This window comes from Paenibacillus pasadenensis, assembly GCF_002864175.1.
Classification (GTDB): domain Bacteria; phylum Bacillota; class Bacilli; order Paenibacillales; family Paenibacillaceae; genus Paenibacillus_O; species Paenibacillus_O pasadenensis.
In genome coordinates, this window is sequence record NZ_NFEZ01000001.1 from 494,058 (window position 1) to 515,184 (window position 21,127).

At 63.2% G+C, this 21,127-nt stretch carries 15 protein-coding genes and 1 pseudogene; 7 read left to right on the forward strand and 9 right to left on the reverse strand.

Annotation, left to right across the window (positions count from 1 at the left end):
• Positions 1-46: 46 nt before the first annotated feature.
• Both B8V81_RS02180 and B8V81_RS24660 read right to left on the reverse strand, forming a co-directional pair.
• Positions 47-1,366, reverse strand: coding sequence for an MFS transporter (locus B8V81_RS02180; RefSeq protein ID WP_244912695.1), 1,320 nt, complete (start codon positions 1,364-1,366; stop codon positions 47-49).
• Between the two features lie 97 nt (positions 1,367-1,463).
• A complete protein-coding gene (locus B8V81_RS24660) occupies positions 1,464-1,778 on the reverse strand; it encodes a hypothetical protein (protein ID WP_180968356.1) in 315 nt (104 codons plus the stop codon).
• 61 nt (positions 1,779-1,839) lie between these two features.
• On the opposite strand from B8V81_RS24660, the pseudogene B8V81_RS02185 reads away from it, so the two are divergent.
• Positions 1,840-2,094, forward strand: a pseudogene (locus B8V81_RS02185) (IS3 family transposase); the annotation flags it as partial.
• 387 nt (positions 2,095-2,481) lie between these two features.
• Positions 2,482-3,912 carry a VWA domain-containing protein gene (locus tag B8V81_RS02190; protein ID WP_101807585.1) on the forward strand — a complete coding sequence of 477 codons (1,431 nt, stop codon included), beginning with the start codon at positions 2,482-2,484 and terminating at the stop codon, positions 3,910-3,912.
• 103 nt (positions 3,913-4,015) lie between these two features.
• Here B8V81_RS02190 and B8V81_RS02195 read toward each other — a convergent pair whose 3' ends face one another.
• The 3 genes from B8V81_RS02195 to B8V81_RS02205 form a co-directional block, all read right to left on the reverse strand.
• Entirely contained in the window at positions 4,016-4,363 is a 348-nt protein-coding gene (locus B8V81_RS02195; RefSeq protein ID WP_101807586.1) for an ABC transporter transmembrane domain-containing protein, read from the reverse strand.
• Between the two features lie 226 nt (positions 4,364-4,589).
• Positions 4,590-6,887, reverse strand: a complete 2,298-nt coding sequence (locus B8V81_RS02200) for an ATP-binding protein (protein ID WP_180968358.1) — start codon at positions 6,885-6,887, stop codon at positions 4,590-4,592.
• Positions 6,888-6,952: 65 nt separating this feature from the next.
• Complete coding sequence (locus B8V81_RS02205) at positions 6,953-7,618, reverse strand: TetR/AcrR family transcriptional regulator (protein WP_101807588.1); 666 nt, start codon at positions 7,616-7,618, stop codon at positions 6,953-6,955.
• 180 nt (positions 7,619-7,798) lie between these two features.
• Between B8V81_RS02205 and B8V81_RS02210 the strand changes: the two genes are divergently transcribed.
• The gene (locus B8V81_RS02210) at positions 7,799-10,057 is read left to right on the forward strand and encodes an MMPL family transporter (RefSeq protein WP_101807589.1); all 2,259 of its coding nucleotides are present in this window, start codon (positions 7,799-7,801) and stop codon (positions 10,055-10,057) included.
• 452 nt (positions 10,058-10,509) lie between these two features.
• Positions 10,510-10,983, forward strand: a complete 474-nt coding sequence (locus B8V81_RS24665) for a hypothetical protein (RefSeq protein WP_146000444.1) — start codon at positions 10,510-10,512, stop codon at positions 10,981-10,983.
• A 167-nt stretch (positions 10,984-11,150) separates the two neighbouring features.
• Here B8V81_RS24665 and B8V81_RS02215 read toward each other — a convergent pair whose 3' ends face one another.
• The 4 genes from B8V81_RS02215 to rpiA all read right to left on the reverse strand — a co-directional run bounded on the left by B8V81_RS02215 (position 11,151) and on the right by rpiA (position 16,160).
• Positions 11,151-12,461 (reverse strand): deoxyguanosinetriphosphate triphosphohydrolase family protein, encoded by a 1,311-nt coding sequence (locus B8V81_RS02215; RefSeq protein ID WP_028598908.1) that lies wholly within the window; start codon positions 12,459-12,461, stop codon positions 11,151-11,153.
• Positions 12,462-12,677: 216 nt separating this feature from the next.
• Positions 12,678-13,631, reverse strand: coding sequence for an L-lactate dehydrogenase (locus tag B8V81_RS02220; protein WP_101807590.1), 954 nt, complete (start codon positions 13,629-13,631; stop codon positions 12,678-12,680).
• A gap of 399 nt (positions 13,632-14,030) precedes the next feature.
• Positions 14,031-15,470, reverse strand: coding sequence for a glycosyltransferase (locus B8V81_RS25585; protein WP_244912696.1), 1,440 nt, complete (start codon positions 15,468-15,470; stop codon positions 14,031-14,033).
• A 3-nt stretch (positions 15,471-15,473) separates the two neighbouring features.
• A complete protein-coding gene (gene rpiA, locus B8V81_RS02230) occupies positions 15,474-16,160 on the reverse strand; it encodes a ribose 5-phosphate isomerase A (RefSeq protein ID WP_101807591.1) in 687 nt (228 codons plus the stop codon).
• A gap of 272 nt (positions 16,161-16,432) precedes the next feature.
• Between rpiA and cls the strand changes: the two genes are divergently transcribed.
• From cls to B8V81_RS02245, 3 genes are read left to right on the forward strand one after another with little or no spacing between them, the layout of a single operon-like run.
• On the forward strand, positions 16,433-17,878 hold the full coding sequence (cls, locus tag B8V81_RS02235) for a cardiolipin synthase (protein ID WP_028598912.1): 1,446 nt from the start codon (positions 16,433-16,435) through the stop codon (positions 17,876-17,878).
• A 48-nt stretch (positions 17,879-17,926) separates the two neighbouring features.
• The gene (locus tag B8V81_RS02240; protein ID WP_101807592.1) at positions 17,927-19,012 is read left to right on the forward strand and encodes a cobalamin B12-binding domain-containing protein; all 1,086 of its coding nucleotides are present in this window, start codon (positions 17,927-17,929) and stop codon (positions 19,010-19,012) included.
• Entirely contained in the window at positions 19,000-21,099 is a 2,100-nt protein-coding gene (locus B8V81_RS02245) for an ATP-binding protein (protein ID WP_101807593.1), read from the forward strand. The genes B8V81_RS02240 and B8V81_RS02245 overlap by 13 nt, the downstream gene beginning before the upstream one ends.
• The last annotated feature ends 28 nt before the right edge of the window (positions 21,100-21,127 follow it).

Genomic DNA, 21,127 nt, shown 5'->3' on the forward strand with positions numbered 1-21,127 from the left:
ATCGCTCCGCTTCGGCGGCTCCATCGCGCGCGGCGCTTTGCCGCGCTTAGCGCGCGCCGGCGCCGCCGCGCCGCCTTGCGCGCTCGCGGGCGGCGAGCAGCATGGCGCGCTGCGCGTCCTGCTGCGGCTGGCCTTGGCCGGCATGCAGCAGCAGCGCGAGCGCCCCGGCCGCCGCGGCGCAGGCGGCCATCGCGGCCAGGAGCAGCGACACGGAGCTGCGCATCAGCAGCGAGGCGACGGGAGGACCGGCCGCTACGCCGACGAAGCGCATGCTGCTGTAGAGCGAGGTGATCGAGCCGCGCTCCTCTTTGGCGATGCCTTCGGTCAGGAAGGCGTCGAGGCACGGCAGGGCGGCGCCGATGCCAAGCCCGGCGACGCTCAGGCAAGCGACGCGCACCGCCGTCGCTTCCAGCGGGAGGCAGGCGGCGATGCCCGCCGCAGCCAGCGCGCAGCCGCCGGCGATGATCCACTTCATCGCCGCCTTGCGCTTGCCAATCGCCTTGCCGGCAGCGAACGAGGCCGTGCACAGCACAGCCAAAGGGATGGCCAGCACGAGCCCCTTGCGGATGCCGTGCAGGCCATGCTCTTTTTCCAGCGTCTCCGACAGGTAGAACAGCAGGCCGAACAGGATGAACATGGCGAGGCCGCCGATCAGGAACAAGGCGGACAGCCAGCGCGCGTTGATTCGGAAGAGCCGCCACACCTTGGCGAGGAATTGCTTGGCGGGCGGAGGCGGGGCGGCTCCGTCCCGCCGGGCGGGCACGCGCACGAGCGTCAGCAGCAGGAGCAGAGAGAGGGCGCATAGCGCCGGGATCGACCAGAAAGGCGCTTGCCAGGCGAGGATCGCCAGCGCCGAGCCGACAATCGGACTCAGCACCTTGCCGAAGGTGTTGGCCGTCTCGATCAAGCCGAGGCCCGCGCTTACCTGCGCCTCGCTGCGGAACATGTCGCCGACGAGCGGCAGCACGATCGGCATCGCGCCGGCAGCGCCCATGCCCTGCAGCAGCCTGCCGGCCAGGATCCATCCGTAGGCGCTGTCGCCCGCACCGGTCCAGACGCCTTCCCAGCCGCCCGCCCAGCCGCAGATCGCGCCGCCCGCGCCGGCGAGGATGAGGCTCGGAACAATGACCTTGCGCCGGCCGATGCGGTCGGACAAGTAGCCGGCGACCGGGATGAGCAGGATCGCCATGACGGAATAGACGGTAATGAGCAGGCTGGATTGAAGCGGCGTGATGCCGAGAGCGGCCTGGATCCCAGGCAGCACCGGGATGAGCATGGAGTTGCCGAGCGTCATGATGAGCGGCACGGAGGCGAGGGCCAGCAGAGCGGCCTTCTGTCCCCGCGCTCGGGTAGACAGACGTTTCAAGCGAGCCACCGGCACCTTTCTCGTCCAAAAATGCTTGCCTGCGAGTCGCGCGAAAGGCAAGGAACGCCTTGCTTACTATGCGGCTTGCAGGCCCGTTTCATACGGCTTCGCCGTCTGCCGAAGCCTGGGGGAATTGGCGCTCGTACAGGCTGCGGTAGCGGCCGCTGCCGGCCATCAGCTCGTCATGCGAGCCGCTCTCGACGATCCGTCCCGCCTCCAGCACGACGATGCGGCTGGAGCTGCGCACCGTCGACAGCCGATGGGCGATGACGAGGCAGGTGCGCTCTCGGAGAAGCGCGGCGAGAGCCTCCTGGATGAGCGCCTCGGATTCGGTGTCGAGCGAGGCGGTCGCCTCGTCGAGCACGATGAGGCGCGGATCGGCGAGCAGCGTCCGCGCGATTGCGAGCCGCACCGCAAGTGGAATTACGTCTGTTTATTGGTCGACTTCTTCAACCGTGATGGAAGCGCTCAAAGCCTTTGGTATTCAGCGTTCGCTTAGCAACAAAGGCTGGCCCTGCGACAATGAAGTCGCGGAGGCTACTTTCATCAAGACCGAGCTCGCCAATCAACGGCAATTTAAGAGCCTGGAACAGCTAAACCTGGAACTGTGGGATTATATTCACGGGTACAACCACCACCGTCTTCATGGAACGCTGAAGTGCAAGAACTTATATTTTTTATCCAGTTTAGTGTTGACAATCCAAACTGAAAATATGAAGGTGGTTTGATCAAAGGGAATATACCGTGTCAAATTGATTACTTGGGTTCAAACTTTATTTTCTTTTGATGATGGTCCCCCACCAATAATTGAACAAGCAGATTTGATCATGAGTGAAATCAGTAGTAATATTGGAATTAGCTGGGATTGAAAGCCGGCCGTTGATACCCTTCATCTGGTTATTTTTCCGAGCTGAAGCCGTAGATAAGACGATGTCCAACGTAACCCAAGTGTGGTTAGTGGATTACGAGAAAAAGGGCGATATTCGAGTTATATCCATTAACCCAAAGCGATGTCTTTCGTAAAGTCGATCGCAGCTGGGACAAATTTATGCTTCAAAAGTAAGACTTAGCTTTGCTCGATCAGCGACTTAAAAAAGATTAATGGGAGGTAAGTGATGATCAGAACTTCACTCATTATCGTTTTAACGATGATCGTATTTCTCGCCGGTTGTAGTAACGGGTCGGAAAAGAATGGTGCAATCACACCGAATCCGCCGGATTTAGAACAGGGCAACAATTCGTCCATGGATATTCCAAACGGTCAGAAACCATCCGAGTCCGGCCAGGATAACGAACCAGTAAAGGGGAATAATTCAAACCCTGAGGACCCCCTGGATTCGAAACAAAGCAAGCTGCCAGTTGAATTGACGGATGAACAAATTTTAATGAAAGCCCCGGGCCGTTTTGGCGGCTCCAACTATGATGAACAGAAGGTTCAGAACGCTTTAGACGATTTGCCGGCTGATCTGACGGCTGACCGATATATGGAAGAACTACTCCTTCTACTGGCTGAAGATTATCGCCCTTATGTGTCTACCTTCATTAATTTTGAATCCACGATTACGGTTAATAATCAGCGGCCTAATGCAAAGCTTACACTGCCTGCCAACAGGAAGCTGCATATTTCAATCTTGCTAGATGCAAGCGGCAGCATGAAAGCAAAGATTAACGGCAAATCAAAAATGGATTCTGCAAAGGAGGCCATTCAACATTTCGGGGATAAGATGCCCAAAAATGCAGAGATATCATTGCGGGTTTATGGGCATAAGGGAACAGGAAGCAATGAAGATAAGCCTTTATCCTGCAGAACTACGGAAGAAATCTTTCACGGCCAGGGTGTACAGACCGACCAAATAAAAAAGGCGCTCGAAGAAATAAACCCTGCGGGATGGACACCAATCGCGAATGCGCTGGAATCTGTAAAGCAGGATATAAATCCCGAGACAACCGATTCGGTCGTATATGTGGTAAGTGATGGAATTGAGACTTGTGGAGGCGACCCCGTACGGGTTGCCAAAGAGCTTCATGAATCCAAAGTAAAGACAGTTGTCAATATTATTGGCTTTGATGTGGATAATGAAGGTCAAAAAATGCTCAAGCAAGTTGCTGCTTCCGGAGGTGGAGAGTTTATTTCCACCGATACGGGCGAAGCGTTGGAAAAATATTTAAATAAGGCGTATGAAAAATTGCGCGGTGAGTGGACGCTTTGGATAGAAAAAGGGACAGGGCAGGCCAACATTCAAAAAGAAAAGAAACAGGGTGAGCTCAATAGGACACGGGAAACGATGCAGCGTCTGATGAACCAGGAAAACTTGAATTTGCAAGCAGCCCTTAATTATATGAAAACGAAAAAAGAAAGCAGTCTCCCTTGGAGCGATATCTATAAAAAAATTGAAAATCGCAAAAGTTTCGCATGGAGATACGCAGACGAAACTGGCAGGCGTTTATATAACGAAGTTTCTCAAAATGGCAAGCAGGTTTATGACGAGATCCAGGATGAAGGAAAGAAGAATGTCGATGATTTGACAGATAAAACTAAGAATTGACAACATAGTAGGTCATATCCGTCCGATATTTTAGGGAAAACCCCCGATATGCAGTAAGCTACTCAAAGAAACCAGCGCCTGTTGCAGGCAGCTGGTTTTTTTATCATTCGTATTTTTTATAAATCCTGGCTTGCTTGAGCCGATCGAACTGTTTGCCCATCCATGTGTCTGGTTCCATACATTGGCGGTGTTTTGCCTTCCTCCAGCGGGACATGAGCTCTCCGGTCCGGCGGCGGTCGAAAAAGGCCATGTCGAGGCTCTGCAGATGGCGGTACAGCGAGGTGCGGATGTCGAGCACGGCGTGCTGGCCGGCCTTGGCAAACGCCTGGCTGCTGGCGTAGCCGAACGAACCGAGCAGCGCCGAGCAGCGCCGAGCAGCGCCGCCGTCGCCATGCCGCCGCCGGCGAGCGGCAGCAGCATGGCGTAGTCCCGCTCGGGATAAAGGCAGCATGCCGGTTCGCGGCCTGGACGATGCAGCATGCCGGGCTAGGCGCAGCTTGGCCGCGCTCGCCCCGCTGAAACGTCCTGGAGCCTGCTCGGCTGCCGCCGCCCCGCTGAAACGTCCTGTAGCGGCACGGCTGCCGCCGCCCCGCTGAAACGTCCTGGAGCCTGCCCGGCCGCCGCCGCTCCGCAGAAACGGCCCGGAGCGGCTCTGCCGCCGCTGCTCCGCATAAACGCTAGGCGGAGCTGGAACGCTGCCGTCCCGCCGCGGCCTTCAGCAAGGGCAGCGTCACGACGACCTCGGTGCCTTCTCCGACCTTGCTCCGTACGAGCAGCGTGCCTCCGTGGTTGGTCACGATCCGTTGGCTCACCATGAGGCCGAGTCCGTTTCCTTTCTCCTTGCTCGTATAAAACGGCTCTCCAAGCCGCGCCAGCTGCTCCTCGGGAATGCCGACGCCCTCGTCGCGGATCGTCACGACGGCCTGGCCCGGCTCAGGGCAAGCGAGCGCGACGCTCAGGCGGCTGCCTCGCTCCGGCATCGCCTCGATGCCGTTTTTCATCAGATTGAGGAACACCTGCTTGAGCTGGTTCGGCTCGCCGGCGACGATCGGATCGCCGCCTCCGAGCTCCATCCGCACGCGCACGTCGTTCAGCAGCGCCTCCGGCTCGATCAGGGCAGCCATGTCCTCGAGAATCTCCCGCAGCCTGCAGTCCTGGTAGCGGTCAGCCTGAGGCTTGGCCAGCACGAGGAACTCGCTCACGATGAAATTGATGCGGTCGAGCTCCGCCAGCATGATCGTATGGTAATACGGCGCGAGCGTCTTGCCCTCGAGCTGCATCTGCACGAAGCCGCGCAGCGTCGTCAGCGGATTGCGGATCTCATGCGCCACGCCGGCGGCGAGCTGTCCGACGATCGACAGCTTCTCGGCGCGCCTCAGCAGCTCCTCGGTCTGCTTGCGGCTCGTCATGTCGCGGGTGATGCACGATACGGCGATGATTTCGCCGTGCTGGTCGCGCACCGGCGAGGCCGTCGTGCTGACATCGATGCGGCGGCCGTCGCGCGTCTGCATCCACGTCTCCGCGTCGACCCAGGGCACGCCGAGCAGCACGCTTTCGATCATGCGCTCGAGATTGCAGCGCTGCTCCTCCGGCAGCACGGCCATGCCGCCGGGAGCCTTGAGCTCCGCCTCCGTCCAGCCGAACATCGCTTCATAGGCCCGGTTGGCGCTGATGAGTCCGCCCCTCAGATCGTAGCTGTGGATGGCGTCCCTCGTATGAGTGACGAGCGATTCGAGATATTCCTTCGTCCGGCGCAGCTCCTCCGCGGAATCCTTGAGCCGGTTCGTATAGGAGTCGAGGCTCGTCGCCATGACGTTGACGCTGGAGGCGAGCTCGCCGATCTCGTCGTTTGAGCGGACCGTGACGGGCTGGCTGAAATTTCCGGCGGCGAGCTGATTGACGCGGCGCACGACAAGCTTGAGGCTGCGCACGGCGACGCCGGCGAGCGCATAGCTGACGATGACGGTCATGACGACGAGCATGAGGGAGATGGCGAAAAGCAGCAGCAGCTGCTGGCGCAGGTCGCGGCTGAATACCGATTTGTCGATCGTGACGATGAGCGCGTAGTCCCGGATGTTGTCGACCGAGTACGGAATATATCCGCGCAGCGCCGGCATGTCCCCGATCGTCGTGTCGACGGTGATCGGCTCGCCGGAGCGCACGGCCTGACGGATGTGGCCGTAGTCCTCCGGAGCGGCCAGCCGGTAGCTGCCGAACTCCAGCGCGCTTGAAAAATCCAGCCGGCCGTCGTCGTCGCCCGCGCCGCCGGAGCCGGGCGGGGGAATGAGGCTGTAGTTGAAGCCGCTCAGCTCCACCAGCCCGGGGATGCGGACAAAGGAGCTGCCGAGCTGAAGCTCTCCGGGCTGCTTGCCGCTGCGGATGGCCGCCGAGCTTTCCAGGGTGAGGCGGATCAGGTAATCCATCGTGCCGTCGTAATAATAGCTGGTCATGACGGTCCTGCCTTCGTCGAGCACGGTCGCGCCGCTCGCCCAGAAGTCCTGCAGGCTGGTGCCTCCGGGCAGCGTGACGTAGCGGCTGCGGTAAAGCTGCCGCAGCGCGTCGTAAGGCGGCGCGACGGCGGACAGCGTCGTTCCCGCCTCGCCGGGGCGGGTGCTTTTCACGATCTGCATTTCCCCGTCCACGGGAAGGATGAGCGCGATATTGTCGAGGCCGAGCTTGCTGCGCGACTCCTCCAGCCGGGCGGACTCGGCGGCGCCGGCTTTGTCTCCGATCAAGGCGCGGACGGCGATCGAGGCGACGCGCAGCCGCTCCGACTGCCCGAGCTCCAGGTGGTAGTTTTCCTTGAGGACGGGCGTCAGCGAGCCTCGGATCTGGTCTCCGGCGGAGAGCAGCTGGCGCTCGGCCGCATGGCGGCTCTGGTTGCCGGTATACAGGTAGAAGACGAGGAGATTGAGAGCCAGCATGATCGTCACGACGGCAAAAATCAATGCGGACAGCTTGAGCTTGATGGACATGCCGGTATCCCTCTCTTCGACTGGAGCCTGGGGGGTCGGTCCGTACATGGCGCCGTCCCTCGCCGCTAGCCGACGCCGGTCCAGAACATGTCCATGATCGGTCCGGCCAGCTCGGACGGAGAAGCGTACATGTTCTTGGCGGCCTGGCGGTTGCCGATCATGAGCAGGGCGGTATAGGAGTGGGCCATGAGCATCGAATCGCCCTTCCTGATTTCTCCATCGGCTATCGCCCGCGCAAAATGCAGAGAGAGAAGATCGTGCAGCTCCTGCTCGGCTTCGCGGATCGCGGTCCGCTGGCGGTCATCGAGATAATGCGACGCCTCGCGCATGAGCGCCTCGAATTCGATATGCTGGATCCGCGACAGCCTCCTCTCGGCCACCTCCTGCAGGCGCAGGCGCAGGCTCTTGCCCTCCTGATCCAGCACGCGCCGCGTCCCGGCGAGGGCGAGCTGGAGCATGCGGATGACGGCGGCCGTGAACAGCGCCGGCTTGCCTTCGAAGTGATAGTAGACGGAAGCCTTGGTCACGCCGCAGCGTTCGGCGATGCCGCTCAGCGAGACGGCCTCGTAGCCCTCCTCCATGAACAGGACGGAGGCGGTTTTCAAGATCTCGTCCCGCACCGGCATGCGGTCCTCCCGCCGGGGGCGGCCGGGCGAGCGGCGCTGCGGCTCGCGTGCTTCGCCGTCGGGACGGACGGCTCCATTCGAGGCGGAATCATGGGGATTGGACATGGGCTCGTCCTCCTTTTGTTGAATATTAACCGTTGGGTATATATAATGATCTCAGTCAGACCGGCGCCCCGCTTCTCCCGGAAATTGGGGGGAAGAGGAAGAGCTGTCTTGGAGATTACAGTTTACCATGAATAAGGCCGGAATGGATGAATGGCAAGCCGGGCGAGGGAGAGATGGAACATGGCAAAACGAGGATCGTGGATCGCGTGGGCGACGACCCGCCGCGGACGCTGGATTACGCTGGGCGCGTGGGTGGCGGCGGCCGCGCTGCTGATGCTGCTGCTGCCGGGCGTGCGGTCGCAGGCGGACAGCAACGCGCCGAATTTCGACGAGAGCAAGCCCTCGGTGCAGGCGGAGAAGCTGCTTGCGGAGCAGTTCCGCAGCGAGGAAGGCACGCCGGCGCTCGTCGTCTGGCATCGGGAGGGAGGGCTGTCGCAGGACGATCTGAAGGCGATCTCGGCCGTATCGGCGGACGTCGCCGCATCGCCGCTGCCGGGGCAGCGCTCGTCGCTGCCGCTGCATGAGCTGCCGCCGCCGGCGCTGGCGGCGCAGCTGTCGGAGGACGGCAGCACGCTCGTCTGGCCGGTCGTATTCCAGCCGGACGCGCCGACGGAAGAAATCAAGCAAGGCGTCGAGCAGCTGCGGGAGCGGACGGAGAAAATCGCCGGCACGCCGGCATTCGAGGCGGACACGGCGGACGGGGCGGAGCTGAGCGCCCGCCTGACCGGCCCGGCCGGCATCTCGGTCGACGCGACCGAGCTGTTCAGCAGCGCGGACGTGTCGCTCATGATCGCGACCGTGCTGCTCGTGCTCGTCTTCCTGCTGGCGATCTACCGCTCGCCGGTGCTGGCGCTCATCCCGCTCGTCGCGGTCGGCTTCGCCTACGCGGTCACCGACCCGCTGCTCGGCTACATGGCGTCCAAAGATTGGATCGACGTCGACTCGCAGGCTGTCGCGATCATGACGGTGCTGCTGTTCGGCGCAGGGACGGACTACTGCCTGTTCCTCGTCAGCCGCTACCGCGAGCTGCTGGCCGAGGAGCGCAGCCCGGCCGCCGCGCTGCGCGCGGCGCTCGGCAGCTCAGGCGGCGCGATCGCCATGAGCGGCCTGACGGTCGTCATCGCGTTGCTGACGCTGCTGTTCGCGCAGTACGGCGTCATCAAGCGCTTCGCCGTGCCGTTCGGCCTGTCGATCCTCGTGATGGCGCTGTCCAGCTTGACGCTGCTGCCGGCGCTGCTGTCGATTTTCGGACGCGGCTCGTTCTGGCCGTTCGTGCCGCGTACGCCGGAGATGGCGAAAGAGCGGGCGCGCCGCAAGGGCAAGCCCGCTCCGAAGCGGACCGGGCGCCGGGGTCCGGGCTTCACCGGCCGCCTCGTCGTCCGCCGGCCGTGGACGGTCACGCTCGTCTCGGTCGCGCTGCTCGGGGTGCTCGCCCTGTTCAGCACGCAGGTGAAGTTCACGTTCGACATCCTGTCCTCGTTCCCCGAGGAGATGGAGTCGCGCCAGGGCTTCGCCCTGATCGGCGACAACTTCTCGGAAGGCACGCTTGCTCCCGTGACCGTGATGGCGCAGGGGGAAGCGGGAGCGATTCCGCCGGTCGCCGAGAAGCTGCAGGCGCTCGGCTCGGTCGCCAAGGTCGGCGAGCCGGCGGAGGCCGCCTCGCAGCCGGGCCTGCGCGCCTGGAAGGTCGAGCTGGCGATGAATCCGTACTCGCAGGAGGCGATGGACGCGCTGCCGGCGATCCGCGAGGCGGCGGAGCAGGCGATCGGCGGCGCAGACGCGGCGGACCGCGTCTGGCTGGCCGGCCAGACCGCCGTCCAGTACGATACGCGCGAGGCGGAGGCGGTCGACCAGCAGGTCATCATCCCGCTCGTCATCGTCCTCATCGCCGCGCTGCTGCTCGTCTACCTGCGCTCGGTGACGGCGATGGTCTACCTGATCGGGACGGTCATCCTGTCCTACTTCGCCGCGCTCGGGCTCGGCTGGCTCGTGCTGCACGAGCCCATGGGCGTCGATGCGATCCAGGGAGCGATCCCGCTGTACGCCTTCGTGTTCCTCGTCGCGCTCGGCGAGGACTACAACATCTTCATGGTATCGAGCATCTGGAAGAAGCGCCGGAAGATGCCGCTGAAGCAGGCGATCGCCGAAGGCGTGAGCGAGACCGGCCCGGTCATCACCTCGGCCGGCCTCATCCTGGCGGGCACGTTCGCCGTGCTGGCGACGCTGCCGATCCAGGTGCTGCTGCAGTTCGGCCTCATCACCGCGCTCGGCGTGCTGCTCGACACGTTCGTCGTGCGGCCGTACCTCGTGCCGGCGCTCACCGCGCTGCTCGGCCGCCGCGCCTTCTGGCCCGGCGAGCTGTCGCGCGTGCCGGAGGACGAAGTTCCAGCGGGCGGCGAGTTGGTGAAAGCCAGCGCTGAAAGAAGCTTGAACAAGTAGGCTGTCAGGCGAATGCGCCGGAGAATTGGACTGCGTCCGAATTAGTCAGGCCAGCCTTCTGCTGATGGCAGAGCAGAAGATTGAAGCGTGGTAGGGGATGACCAAACGCTCCTAAACGACATCATTCCCGGCCGAAATTTAAGGCGAAAAAATGAAACGGGACGAAGCTCCGTGGGTATTCCGGCTTCGTCCTGTTTGCGTTTTCATCTAAAGTTGCTTATTTTCCTGCGATGACCACAACCTGCGGAAGCCCCAGTTGCAGAACACGATGTTAAGAGTGAAGAAACGACAAAAGAAGACCATGCGTTAAAGAAGGCTGCGAAACGGTCTTTAATACAACAAGAAAAAACTTACAAAGATTATCCAGTAGGAGTGATGACAATCAAAGGGCGATGAGGTAAAGTGGATATATTACCAGATATCTACATTTGTGGAATTGGAGAAATATATCGTTGAAAGCCAACGTTAAAACGGAGGAAACACTAGTGAAAAAGTTCAAGAGCTTTTTTGTTGCTGCCGTTGTTGTTGCCGCAATGTCGTTGTCGTCTGCTTCGGCCATTGCTGAAACTGCACCGCCATCCTCAACCATTGTAGATTCATCTAATCCTGTAAAGCAACCAAGAACGAGCTTCCTGACTATCGACAATGCCAATCTTAATAATGGCGGAAATTCTTGGTTCCAGCCAAGTGGATACGACTATGCAAGAGTATACGTTACCAATACAACATCTTCATCTCTGACCGTTTACGTATCGTACGATTCGGACAAAACAAACATCGGTACGCATACTGTCTCTGCAAATAGCAGCTTGACTATTAATGTCTCTCATGCAAGTGGACATGTATTTTACCTTGATTACGCTACGAGTAGTGGCACAGCAGGTGGAAAACTTAGCGTACGAGCATCTGATGTACCTCTAACCTAATATCGGATGTGAAGTAATAAGGCGCTACAGCCTTATGGGAGTAAAACGAATAAAGAATAAAAAAGGTCGGTAGAATTTCTACCGACCTTTTTTCATGGAAGAGAGCATGAGCGTCCCTCGAGCTGAGCGATCGCCGCCTGTCTGCCTTTTTTAATATCGTCAAGCCTTCAGTCCATCTCATAAATCGACCCCGACTTGCTGGCGAACAGCTCGGCGTACACCTTCTCGGCGTAGGCGTCGGTCATGCCGGCGATGTAGTCGGCGACGAAGCGCGGCCAGCTCCACTTGGCGCTGTGGCGCTCGTAATTCTGCAGCCAGTCGGTAGGGATGATGAGCCGGCCGGTCTCCGGCCGGATGAAGCTGTCCCACAGCCGCTGGATCATGATCTCGCTGCGCATCTGCAGCCGTTGGACGCGGAAGTCCTTGATGAGCGTCACCCAGGCGAGCTTTTTCAGAATCTCCATCGTCCGCAGCAGCTCGTAGTCGCATGCCCCGTCGCGCACGAACGTGACGCGCTTCCAGCCGCCCTCGTCGATGATGCCGATCCGCCCGGCGAACGTGCTCACCCAGCGCGCCTTGATCTCGCGGCGGGTCCGGGACGACTCGCGGCCGCAGGCGAGATAGATCTCCTCCCACTGGCCGATGAACGCGTCCAGCACGCGGCGTACCATCGCGGGGATGTCCACTTCCTCCCAGTGGAAGTCCTGATTGCCCTCGTCGTCGACGATTTCCTGGACGAGATGCGTCTGCAGGAACTCGCTTTCGAAAAAGCTGCGGTTCATGTCGATCTTGCCCGCGCGGATGCCGTCCTCGATGTCATGCGTCGAGTAGGCGATGTCGTCGCACAGGTCCATCAGCTGCGTCTCCAGCGTGCGCGCGCCCTCCGGCATCTGCCAGCGCTCGCGCAGCTCGCGGATGACCTCCCACTCGGGAGCGTAGGCGCCCTTGATGCGGCCGGGCTCGTCGAGGTTGTACGGATACTTGTTGACGGCCAGCAGCACGGCGGCGGTCAGGTCGAGCCCGCTGCCGCTGCCGGCGCGCTTTTCGAGGAACATGAGGATGCGGAAATTCTGCGCGTTGCCCTCGTACTTCATGCCGTACTGCTCCTGCAGCAGCCGGTTCAGCACCTCTTCGCCCCGATGGCCGAAAGGCGGGTGGCCGAGGTCATGCGCGAGCGCCGCGCATTCCACGACGGCCGGACTGACGACCAGGCCCGGATGCTCGCCCTGCTCGACGAACGGATAGTGCTTGGCCAGCCTGCGCGCCGCCTCGCGGGCGATCTGCGACACCTCGAGGGAATGCGTCAGCCGCGTCCGGTAGTAGTCGCCCGATCCGGCGCCGAACACCTGCGATTTGCCTTGCAGCCGGCGGAACGCCGGCGATTGGATGAGCCGCGCGTAGTCGCGCTCGTATTCTTCCCGTTCCTCGCTGAAGGTGCCAAGGGCCGGTTCGTCCAGTCTCATATGCCGAATATCCATCTGCTGCCGCGTCCCCCTTGGCCGTGCCGAGTATTTTGCAAATTGTAGCATGAAGCGCGGGCGCTCCGGTAGAGCAAGCTGTCCCGCAGGACAGCCGCCTTGAGAGCCCTGCCGTGCGGCGCAGCCGGCCCGCCATGCTGGAGAAGTCCTGCCGTGCGGCGCAGCCGGCTCGCCCTTGCCGCGCGGCAAGGAACCGGCCCGCCTGCGCCGCACTCCTTACAGCGCCGGCAGCCTCGCCATCGTCTGGCGCACGATCGCGCAGGAGCGCTCGAACAGCTGCCGCTCAGCCTCGTTCAGCCGCAGCTCCAGCACCTCCTGGATGCCGCCGCGCGAAAGGATGGCCGGCACGCCGATGCCGATGTCTCGCTGCCCGTACTCCCCGTCGAGAATGGCCGACACGGCCATGATCCGATGGTCGTTGTTCAGGATCGAGCGGGCGATCGCGGTCAGCGCGGCGGCGATGCCGTAGTGGGTGGAGCCTTTGCCGAGCAGGATCTCCCAGCCCGCATTGCGCGTGCGCAGCGCGATCTCGTCGAGGCTCAGGTCCCGGAACCGCTCGGGGTGCTGGGCCAGGATGTCCGCGAGCGGCTTGCCGCCGACCGTCACATGCGACCAGACGGGGAACTGGGACTCCCCGTGCTCGCCCATGACGTAGCCGTGCACGCTGCGCGGATCGACCGGCAGATGCTCGGACAGCAGCGTCTTCAGCCGGGCGGTGTCGATCGAGGTGCCGCTGCCGACGACGCGCTCGCGCGGCAGGCCCGACAGCTTCCAGACGACGTAGGTGACGATGTCGACCGGATTGGCCGCCACGAGGAAGATGCCGTCGAAGCCGGTTCCCATGATGCGCTCGATCATGCCCTGATACAGCCCGTAGGAGGAGTCGAGCAGGTCGAGCCGCGTGCGGCCGTCGACCGGATTCTCTCCCGCGCAGAGGAGGATGAGGTCCATGTCGCCGCATTCGTCCAGCGATCCGGCCCGCACCTTCGTGCGCGAGTGGCTGAAGTCCACGCAGTGGGAAAGGTCCAGCGCCTGGGCCTGCGTCCGCTGCTCGCTCCGGCCGACGAGCAGGATCTCGTCGCATACCGACTGGTTGAGCATCGCGTAGGCGCAGCTCGCCCCGACCTGGCCGGCTCCGATGATGGCGGCCTTGCGCAGTTTTCCCGTCATGTCCATCCGCTCCTTCGCTCGGCTTCGGAGCCTCGCCCCGATTCGCCGGTATGGAACAAAATATGCCCGATCGCCCGTCCAGTGTCAAATAAATGTTAGCATAGATCACATAATCATCGAAAGACCCGTACATAGCCGCGCCCGTGCGGCCGACCGACCGCCGTCATCCAGCGAGGCGCCGCGCGCTGGGAGCTGCGCGAGGCGGATACGAGCCGGAGTCAAAAAGGCATCCTCCGCGTCCAGTCACGCAGAAGATGCCTTTTTTGGAACGGACTCGTGCCTTGCGCGCAAGCAGCCGCGCCTCTCGCAACGACTCTCGGGTCCAGCCGCGGCGTCCGGCCTGCCGCGTCCTGTCCTCGGCCCGCGGAGCCGCGCCTCCGGCTCGCAGCGGCGCTCCGCTTATCCCCGGCGCTCCGCCGCGTCGCGGATGAGCCGGTGCAGCAGCGGCAGCGGATCGGCCGGAGCGGCCGCCGCCATGCGGGCGTCCAGCTCCGGGCCGCTGTCCGCAAGAGCGCGCAGCTCCTGCATCAGCGTGACGGTGGACAGCTTCTCCTCCGGCAGCACCCGAGCCAGTCCGGCCGCCTCGAACGAGGCGGCGTTGCGGATCTGGTCGCCGCGGCTCTGCGCCAGCGTCAGCGGCACGAGCAGCATCGGCTTGCGCAGCGCGAGCAGCTCGAAGATCGCGTTGGCTCCGGCCCGCGAGAGCACGGCGTCCGCCAGCGCCAGCACGTCGGGCAGCTCCTCGGACAGGTATTCGAACGAACGGTAGCCGTCCGTGGCCTCCATCAGCTCGGAGCCGCCGCCTTCCGCTTCCTCGGAGCCGCCCGTCCCGGCCGGCCTCGATGCCTCTGCGCCTGTCGCGGAGCGTCCGTCCGCCGGAGCCGTCGGCCCCAAATCTCCGCCTGCTGCGGGGGCGATCGGCGCGCCGCCGATGCGGACGATCGGCCCGCTCGGCTGGAGGGCCGGATCCCGCGGAGCGGCCGCCGCCGCCGCTTGAGCCGGCGCTGCGGCCGGAGCCGCCGCCTGCCCTTTGCCGCGCAGATGCACGACCTGCCAGCGCGGCAGCAGCTCCGGGAGCGCCTCGTAGATCGCCTCGTTGAGGCGGCGCGAGCCGAGGCTGCCGCCCATGACGAGCAGCACGGGGCGGCTGCGGTCGAAGCCGCACAGCCGCCGGCCGCGCTCGGCGTCGCCGCTGTACAGCTCCGGACGCACGAGCGGGCCGGCCTGCACGACCTTGGCGCTTTTGATGTAGGCGGCCGTTTCCGGGAATGTCGTGCAGACGGCCGTCGCGCACGGAATCGCGATCCGGTTGGCGAGGCCCGGCGTCACGTCGGACTCGTGGATGATCGCCGGCACGCGGTTCAGCTTGGCGGCCAGCACGACCGGCACGCTGACGAAGCCGCCCTTGGAAAAGACGACATCCGGCTTCAGCTTCCGGATAAGCGAGGCCGCCTGCACCAGCCCCTTGCCGACGCGCAGCGCGTCGGTGACGTTTTTGCGGTCCCAGTAGCGCCGCAGCTTGCCGGTCGAGACGGAGTGGTACGTCACGCCGTCGATCGGCTCGATCAGGGAGCGCTCGATGCCGTCCCGCGAGCCGATGTAGTGCACGCTCCAGCCGTCCGCGAGGAGGCCGGGGATGAGCGCCAGATTGACGCTCACATGGCCCGTCGTGCCGCCGCCGGTGAGCACGATGCGCTTGCGCTTGCCGCGGCTCGGCAGCGCCGTTCCGCCCCGATGGCCGGCTTCATCGCGCTCGGCATCCGCGCCCCGGAGCTCCATGTCGGCGCGCTCCGCCTCCGCGACTGGCGCGCCCGCCGCTTCCTTTCGGTTGTGCTCCATGCGCTAGCCCCGTTCCCAGGCTTCGCGCCGCAGGACGCGCACGCCCTCCGGTCCGGCGATGTAGGCGGCATCGGCCATGCCGACGAACAAGCCGGTCTCCAGCACGCCGAGCAGCCCCTTGAGCTCGCGGTCGAGCGCGCCGGGCTCCTCGATCAGGCCGAAGTCGCAGTCGAGCACGTAGTTGCCGTTGTCGGTGACGACCGGCTGGCCGTCCCGCTCGCGGCGCACGGCGCGGCAGCCGGCGGCCTCGACGCGGCGCGCGGTCGAGCGCCAGCCGTACGCGGCGATCTCGACCGGCACGGTGAACGCGCCGAGCTTGCCGACCGCCTTGGACTCATCGGCGACGATGACGAGCCGCTTGGACACGGCCGCCACCATCTTCTCGCGGAAATGCGCCGCGCCGCCGCCCTTGATGAGCGCCAGCTCCGGCGTCACCTCGTCCGCGCCGTCGATCGTAACGTCGAGCGGCTCGAGCTCCGACAGCTCCGCAAGCGGAATGCCGAGCTCAAGCGCCAGCTTCTCGGTCGCGTCCGAGGTCGGCACGCCCGTGAAGCGCAAGCCTTCCTCCTTCATGCGCCGTCCCAGCTCCAGAATCGTATAGTAGACGGTCGATCCCGTTCCGAGTCCGACCTTCATGCCGCTCGCGACCGCTTCGGCCGCCTGGATGCCCGCCGCCTGCTTGAAATTCATCGTTTCGTTTCCTCCCGATTCGTTGGTCTGTCCGCACGGGTCAAGCTCTTCGCGCGTCACCTGTCTCTTTCGCACATTAGACGGTTCCGAAAGCCTTGTCAAATGCGAACAAGCCCTTTTGCCGCCGCCCGCGCGAACTTTTTCTGCGGCGGCCGGCCCGCGGCCCCTGCTATCCGGCCGGCCAAGTCTGGTATACTGGAAGATGCCGGCTTCTCCCGCCTTCCGCGGGCTGCGGAGCCGCCACTTGAATCTCCAGACAGGCGGGTGCCGAGTTGATCTACTTCCAGCAGGCCTATTCCCTTTTTTATGTGCTCAATATCGTTCTGGCCATCGCGGTCATCTTCCTCGAGAGGCGCAACATCGCCTCGACCTGGGCATGGCTGATGGTCCTTTATTTCCTGCCCGGCATCGGCTTCGTGCTCTATCTGCTGCTCGGGCAGAACCTCAGCCGCCGCAAGATCTACAAGTTCAAGCTGAGCCAGCTCAAGAACGCCCGCCAGCGGCTGAAGACGCAGCAGCGCATCGTCGAGAAAGGATTGTATTCCTTCAACGACCCGCTCATGACCTATTACCAGGATATGGTCTACATGAACCTGGTATCGAGCGACGCGCTGTTCACGCAGGATAACGAGGTCGAGGTGTTCACCGACGGCGAGCGCAAGTTCGACTCGCTGCTGCGCGACATCGAGGAAGCGACGCATCATATCCATCTGATGTATTACATCATCCGGGCGGACAAGCTCGGCAAGCGCGTGCTGCACACGCTTTGCCGCAAGGCGGAGGAGGGCGTCGAGGTGAGGCTCATCTACGACGACATCGGCAGCATCCGGCTGAACAAGAAATACTTGCGCATGCTGCTCCGGGCCGGCGGCCAGGTAGGCGCCTTCTTCCCATCGAAGATCTTCTTCATCAATCCCCGGCTCAACTACCGCAACCATCGCAAGATCGTCGTCATCGACGGCAAGATCGGCTATGTGGGCGGATTCAACATCGGCGACGAGTACGTCGGCAAGGTGAAGCGCTTCGGCTTCTGGCGCGATACGCATCTGCGCATCCAGGGCGGGGCGGTGGCGCAGCTGCAGGGCCGGTTCCTGCTCGACTGGAGCCTCGCCTCGACGCAGCCCTTCCTGACCGACAGCCGCTACTATCCGGCGCCGGAGGCGGGCGGCAGCGTCGGCATGCAGATCATCTCCAGCGGCCCGGACTCCGAGTGGCAGCATATCAAGAACGGCTACATCAAGATGATCAACTCGGCCAAGATGTCGGTGATGCTGCAGACGCCTTATTTCGTGCCGGACGACAGCCTGCTCAGCGCGCTCAAGATGGCCGCTCTGTCCGGCGTCGATGTCAAGGTGATGCTGCCGAGCAAGCCCGACCATTTCTTCGTCTACTGGGCGTCGCACTCGTACTTCGGCGAGCTGCTCTCGGCGGGCGTGAAGTGCTATCTGTACGAAAACGGCTTCCTGCACGCCAAGACGCTCGTCGTGGACGGCAACATCGCCTCCGTCGGCACGGCGAACATCGACATCCGCAGCTTCAAGCTGAACTTCGAGGTCAACGCGTTCATCTACGACTCCGCGACGGCCATGCGGCTGCAGCGGATTTTCCAGGACGACCTGCTCCATTGCCGGGAGCTGTCGCTGGAGGATTACGATTCCCGCTCGCTCTGGAACAAGTTCAAGGAATCGGTCAGCCGGCTGCTGTCGCCGATCCTCTGACGCGAGGTATGGTACAATAGAGTCTTATCCACAGAAAGGATGGTTCCCATGTCCCTGGACGTTACCGCCGTCGGCAAGGCCATCCTGGATCGAGAAGACCGCCTTGCCGAGCGGATCACCCGCCTGCAATACGAGCGCCAGCCCGAGCTGCAGCAGAAATTCGGCGAGATCGGCTGGATCAAGACGAAGCAGGATACATCCTATACGCTCAAGTACCTCGCCGAGAGCATCCACCTCGAAAGCCCGCTGCTGTTCTCCAGCTACATGACCTGGCTGCGGGTGCTGCTGCAGCAGTACCAGGTCGGCACCGAGGACCTGTACGTCAACATCCTCTGCTTCCAGGAAGTGCTGCGGCAGGAGCTAGACGAGGAAACGTACCGCTATGCCACCCCTCATCTCGAGGCGGCGCTGCGCCAGCTCGGCTCGGATGCCGAGCAGCAAGGCTCCTATCTCGAGGAGAGCGGCATGGCCGCGGAAGCGACCGCCTATACCGAGCTGCTGCTGGAAGGCCGCCGGGCCGAAGCGAGCCGGCTCGTCATGGATCTCGTCGATCGCGGCGTGCCGCTGCAGACGATCTATCTGGACATTTTCCAGCAATCGCAGTACGAGATCGGCCGGCTCTGGCAGACGGGCCGCATCACGGTCGCCCAGGAGCATTACTGCAGCGCGGCTACGCAGCTCGTCATGTCGCAGCTGTTTCCTTACCTGTTCAACCAATCCCGCAAGGGACTGAAGCTCGTCTCGGCCTGCGTCGGGGGCGAGCTGCATGAGATCGGCCTGCGCATGGTGACGGACATCTTCGAGCTGAACGGCTGGGATACGTACTATGTCGGGGCCAACGTGCCGGCGCGCTCGCTCATCGAGCTGCTCAAGGACTACAAGGCCGACGTGCTCGCGATCTCCTGCACGATGACCTATCACGTCAGCCTCGCCCGCGAGCTGATCGCCGCCGTCCGGCAGGATCCGGACATCGGCGGCATCGTCGTCCTGGTCGGGGGCTATCCGTTCAATACCGACCGGGAGCTCTGGCGCGCGATCGGCGCGGACGGATATGGCCGCGACGCCGAGCAGTCCGTGCGCGTGGCGACGGAGCTGACCGGCCGAAAGGGGCGATCAGGCGCATGCCAGGCATGAATGCGGCTCCGCCGCAAGACCATCGGGTCGTCTCCCTGCTGTGCAAGCGCACGGGAGAGATCGCGCAGATCATCCGGGACGATTTCGGGCTTGCCCCTCATCTGGACGGGGGAGGCAGCGTCTTTTCCTTGATGGACGAGCAGAACCGGCTCAAGTTCCAGGATTTCCTGCTCCGGCTGGAGCGGGACAAGGCCGTCTACAACTGGGAGCTCAACCTGACGCTCGGAGGGCGCACGGAGCTGTTCTACTTCAACGGCGGCGTCGTGGACGACCGGCTGCTCGTCGTCGGCGCGACCTATCATCCGGGCTACTCTTATTTCTACGACGAGCTGACCAAGATCAACAACCAGCAGATGGTGACGCTGCGCGAGACGATCAAGAAGCTCTCGGGCCAGGTCGTCGAAAAGATGGAGCAGGAGCTGCGCGCCTTCGACGAGTTCTCGGCGCTCAACAACGAGCTCGTCTCGGTGCAGCGCCAGCTCGCCAAGACGAACATCGAGCTGAAGCTCGCCAAGGAAAGCGCCGAGCAGGCGAACCGCTCCAAAAGCGTGTTCCTCGCGACGATGAGCCACGAGATCCGTTCTCCGATGAACGGCATCATCGCGATGAGCGAGCTGCTGGCGCAGACCGAGCTGAGCGGACAGCAGCGGGAGTCGGTGTCGATCATCCTGGACTCCGGGCAGCTGCTGCTGACGATTCTGAACGACATCCTCGACCTGTCCAAGATCGAGGCGGGCGAAATGAGGCTCGATCGCGCCGAGTTCGACCTGCGGGCGGCGGTCCAGCATACGCTGGGGCTGCTGCAGTCCCGGGCGAAGCTGCAGCGGACGGCGCTGCGGACCTACATCGATCCGCGCATCCATCCGGAGGTGCTCGGCGACGGGGGACGGTTCCGCCAGATCCTGCTCAACCTCGTCGGCAACGCGGTCAAGTTCACGCAGGACGGCGAGGTGGAGACGCGCCTGTTCCTGCTGTCGCGCAGCGGCGGCCGGCAGCGGCTGCGGCTCGAGGTGCGGGATACCGGCATCGGCATTTCCGAGGAGCATGCCGGCAAGCTGTTCACGCCTTTTTTCCAGGTCGACCATTCCCTCACCCAGCGCTTCAGCAGCACGGGCCTCGGGCTCTCGATCACCAAGCATCTCGTGGAGCTGATGGGCGGGCAGATCGCCGTGGAAAGCAAGCTCGGCGAAGGCTCGGTGTTCGGCATCGAGCTGGAGCTGGAGCAGGCCGCCTCCCCTGCGGAGCCGGCGAACGGAGGGCGCTCCGCGGCGCGCAGCCGGCTGAAGGCCAAGGACAGCCGCTCCGTCATCCTGCTGGCCGAGGACAATCCGGTCAACCAGCATGTCGCTACGCTTCAGCTGCGCAACCTCGGCTTCGAGACCGTCGTCGTGGCGTCCAATGGCGAGGAGGCGATGGAGCTGTGGCGCCGGCATGAGCCGAGCCTCATCCTGATGGACAACCAGATGCCGCTCATGAGCGGCTTGGAGGCCGCGGCTGCCATCCGCGAGGAGGAGCGGCGCCAAGACATGCCGCGCGTGCCGATCGTCGCCTTGACGGCCGGCGCGCTTGCCTCCGAGCGCAGCAAGGCGTTCGAGGCCGGCATGGACGCCTTCCTGACGAAGCCGGTCACGCTCGACAAGCTGGCCGCCGCGCTGCTGGAATGGCTGCCTGATGCCCAAGGGCAGCAGGAGCTGCGGCAGCCGGGAGCGGACGAGGCCGAGGGGGCGGAAGCGGCGGAGCTGATCCACGTTGCGACGCTCGAGGACATCGCTCCGCGGCCCTGGGGCGCGGACGACCGCTCGATGCTGGAGCATCTGCTTGCGCTGTACGAGCAGGATACGCCGGCCAAGCTGCAGCAGCTGCGCGAGGCCGCCGCGCTGGACGAGCACGACCTCATGGAGCGGCTGGCGCACAACGTCAAGTCGGCCTCGCTCAGCATCGGTTTTGCCGGCGTGGCGAAGCTCGCCCTGGAGCTGGAGCAGAAGGCGAAGTACGGAGCCGGCGGCTACGAGCCGGAGCTTGCGCTGCTGGAGCTGCGCTACGGCGAGTCTTGCGCGGCTTGCCGGGGGCTTTTGGAAGAAGCATAAAGAAGCAGCACCGTGCTTCGAAGCACGG

Bases quoted from the DNA above. Each gene is read 5' to 3' on its own strand.
- B8V81_RS02195 (WP_101807586.1), bottom strand. From the start codon at position 4,363: ATGCTGCCTTTATCCCGAGCGGGACTACGCCATGCTGCTGCCGCTCGC.
- B8V81_RS02210 (WP_101807589.1), top strand. From the start codon at position 7,799: ATGGCAAAACGAGGATCGTGGATCGCGTGGGCGACGACCCGCCGCGGA.
- B8V81_RS02245 (WP_101807593.1), top strand. From the start codon at position 19,000: ATGCCAGGCATGAATGCGGCTCCGCCGCAAGACCATCGGGTCGTCTCC.
- B8V81_RS02190 (WP_101807585.1), top strand. From the start codon at position 2,482: ATGATCAGAACTTCACTCATTATCGTTTTAACGATGATCGTATTTCTC.
- B8V81_RS02240 (WP_101807592.1), top strand. From the start codon at position 17,927: ATGTCCCTGGACGTTACCGCCGTCGGCAAGGCCATCCTGGATCGAGAA.
- rpiA (WP_101807591.1), bottom strand. From the start codon at position 16,160: ATGAATTTCAAGCAGGCGGCGGGCATCCAGGCGGCCGAAGCGGTCGCG.
- B8V81_RS02220 (WP_101807590.1), bottom strand. From the start codon at position 13,631: ATGACGGGAAAACTGCGCAAGGCCGCCATCATCGGAGCCGGCCAGGTC.
- B8V81_RS02215 (WP_028598908.1), bottom strand. From the start codon at position 12,461: ATGGATATTCGGCATATGAGACTGGACGAACCGGCCCTTGGCACCTTC.
- B8V81_RS02205 (WP_101807588.1), bottom strand. From the start codon at position 7,618: ATGTCCAATCCCCATGATTCCGCCTCGAATGGAGCCGTCCGTCCCGAC.
- B8V81_RS02200 (WP_180968358.1), bottom strand. From the start codon at position 6,887: ATGTCCATCAAGCTCAAGCTGTCCGCATTGATTTTTGCCGTCGTGACG.
- B8V81_RS25585 (WP_244912696.1), bottom strand. From the start codon at position 15,470: ATGGAGCACAACCGAAAGGAAGCGGCGGGCGCGCCAGTCGCGGAGGCG.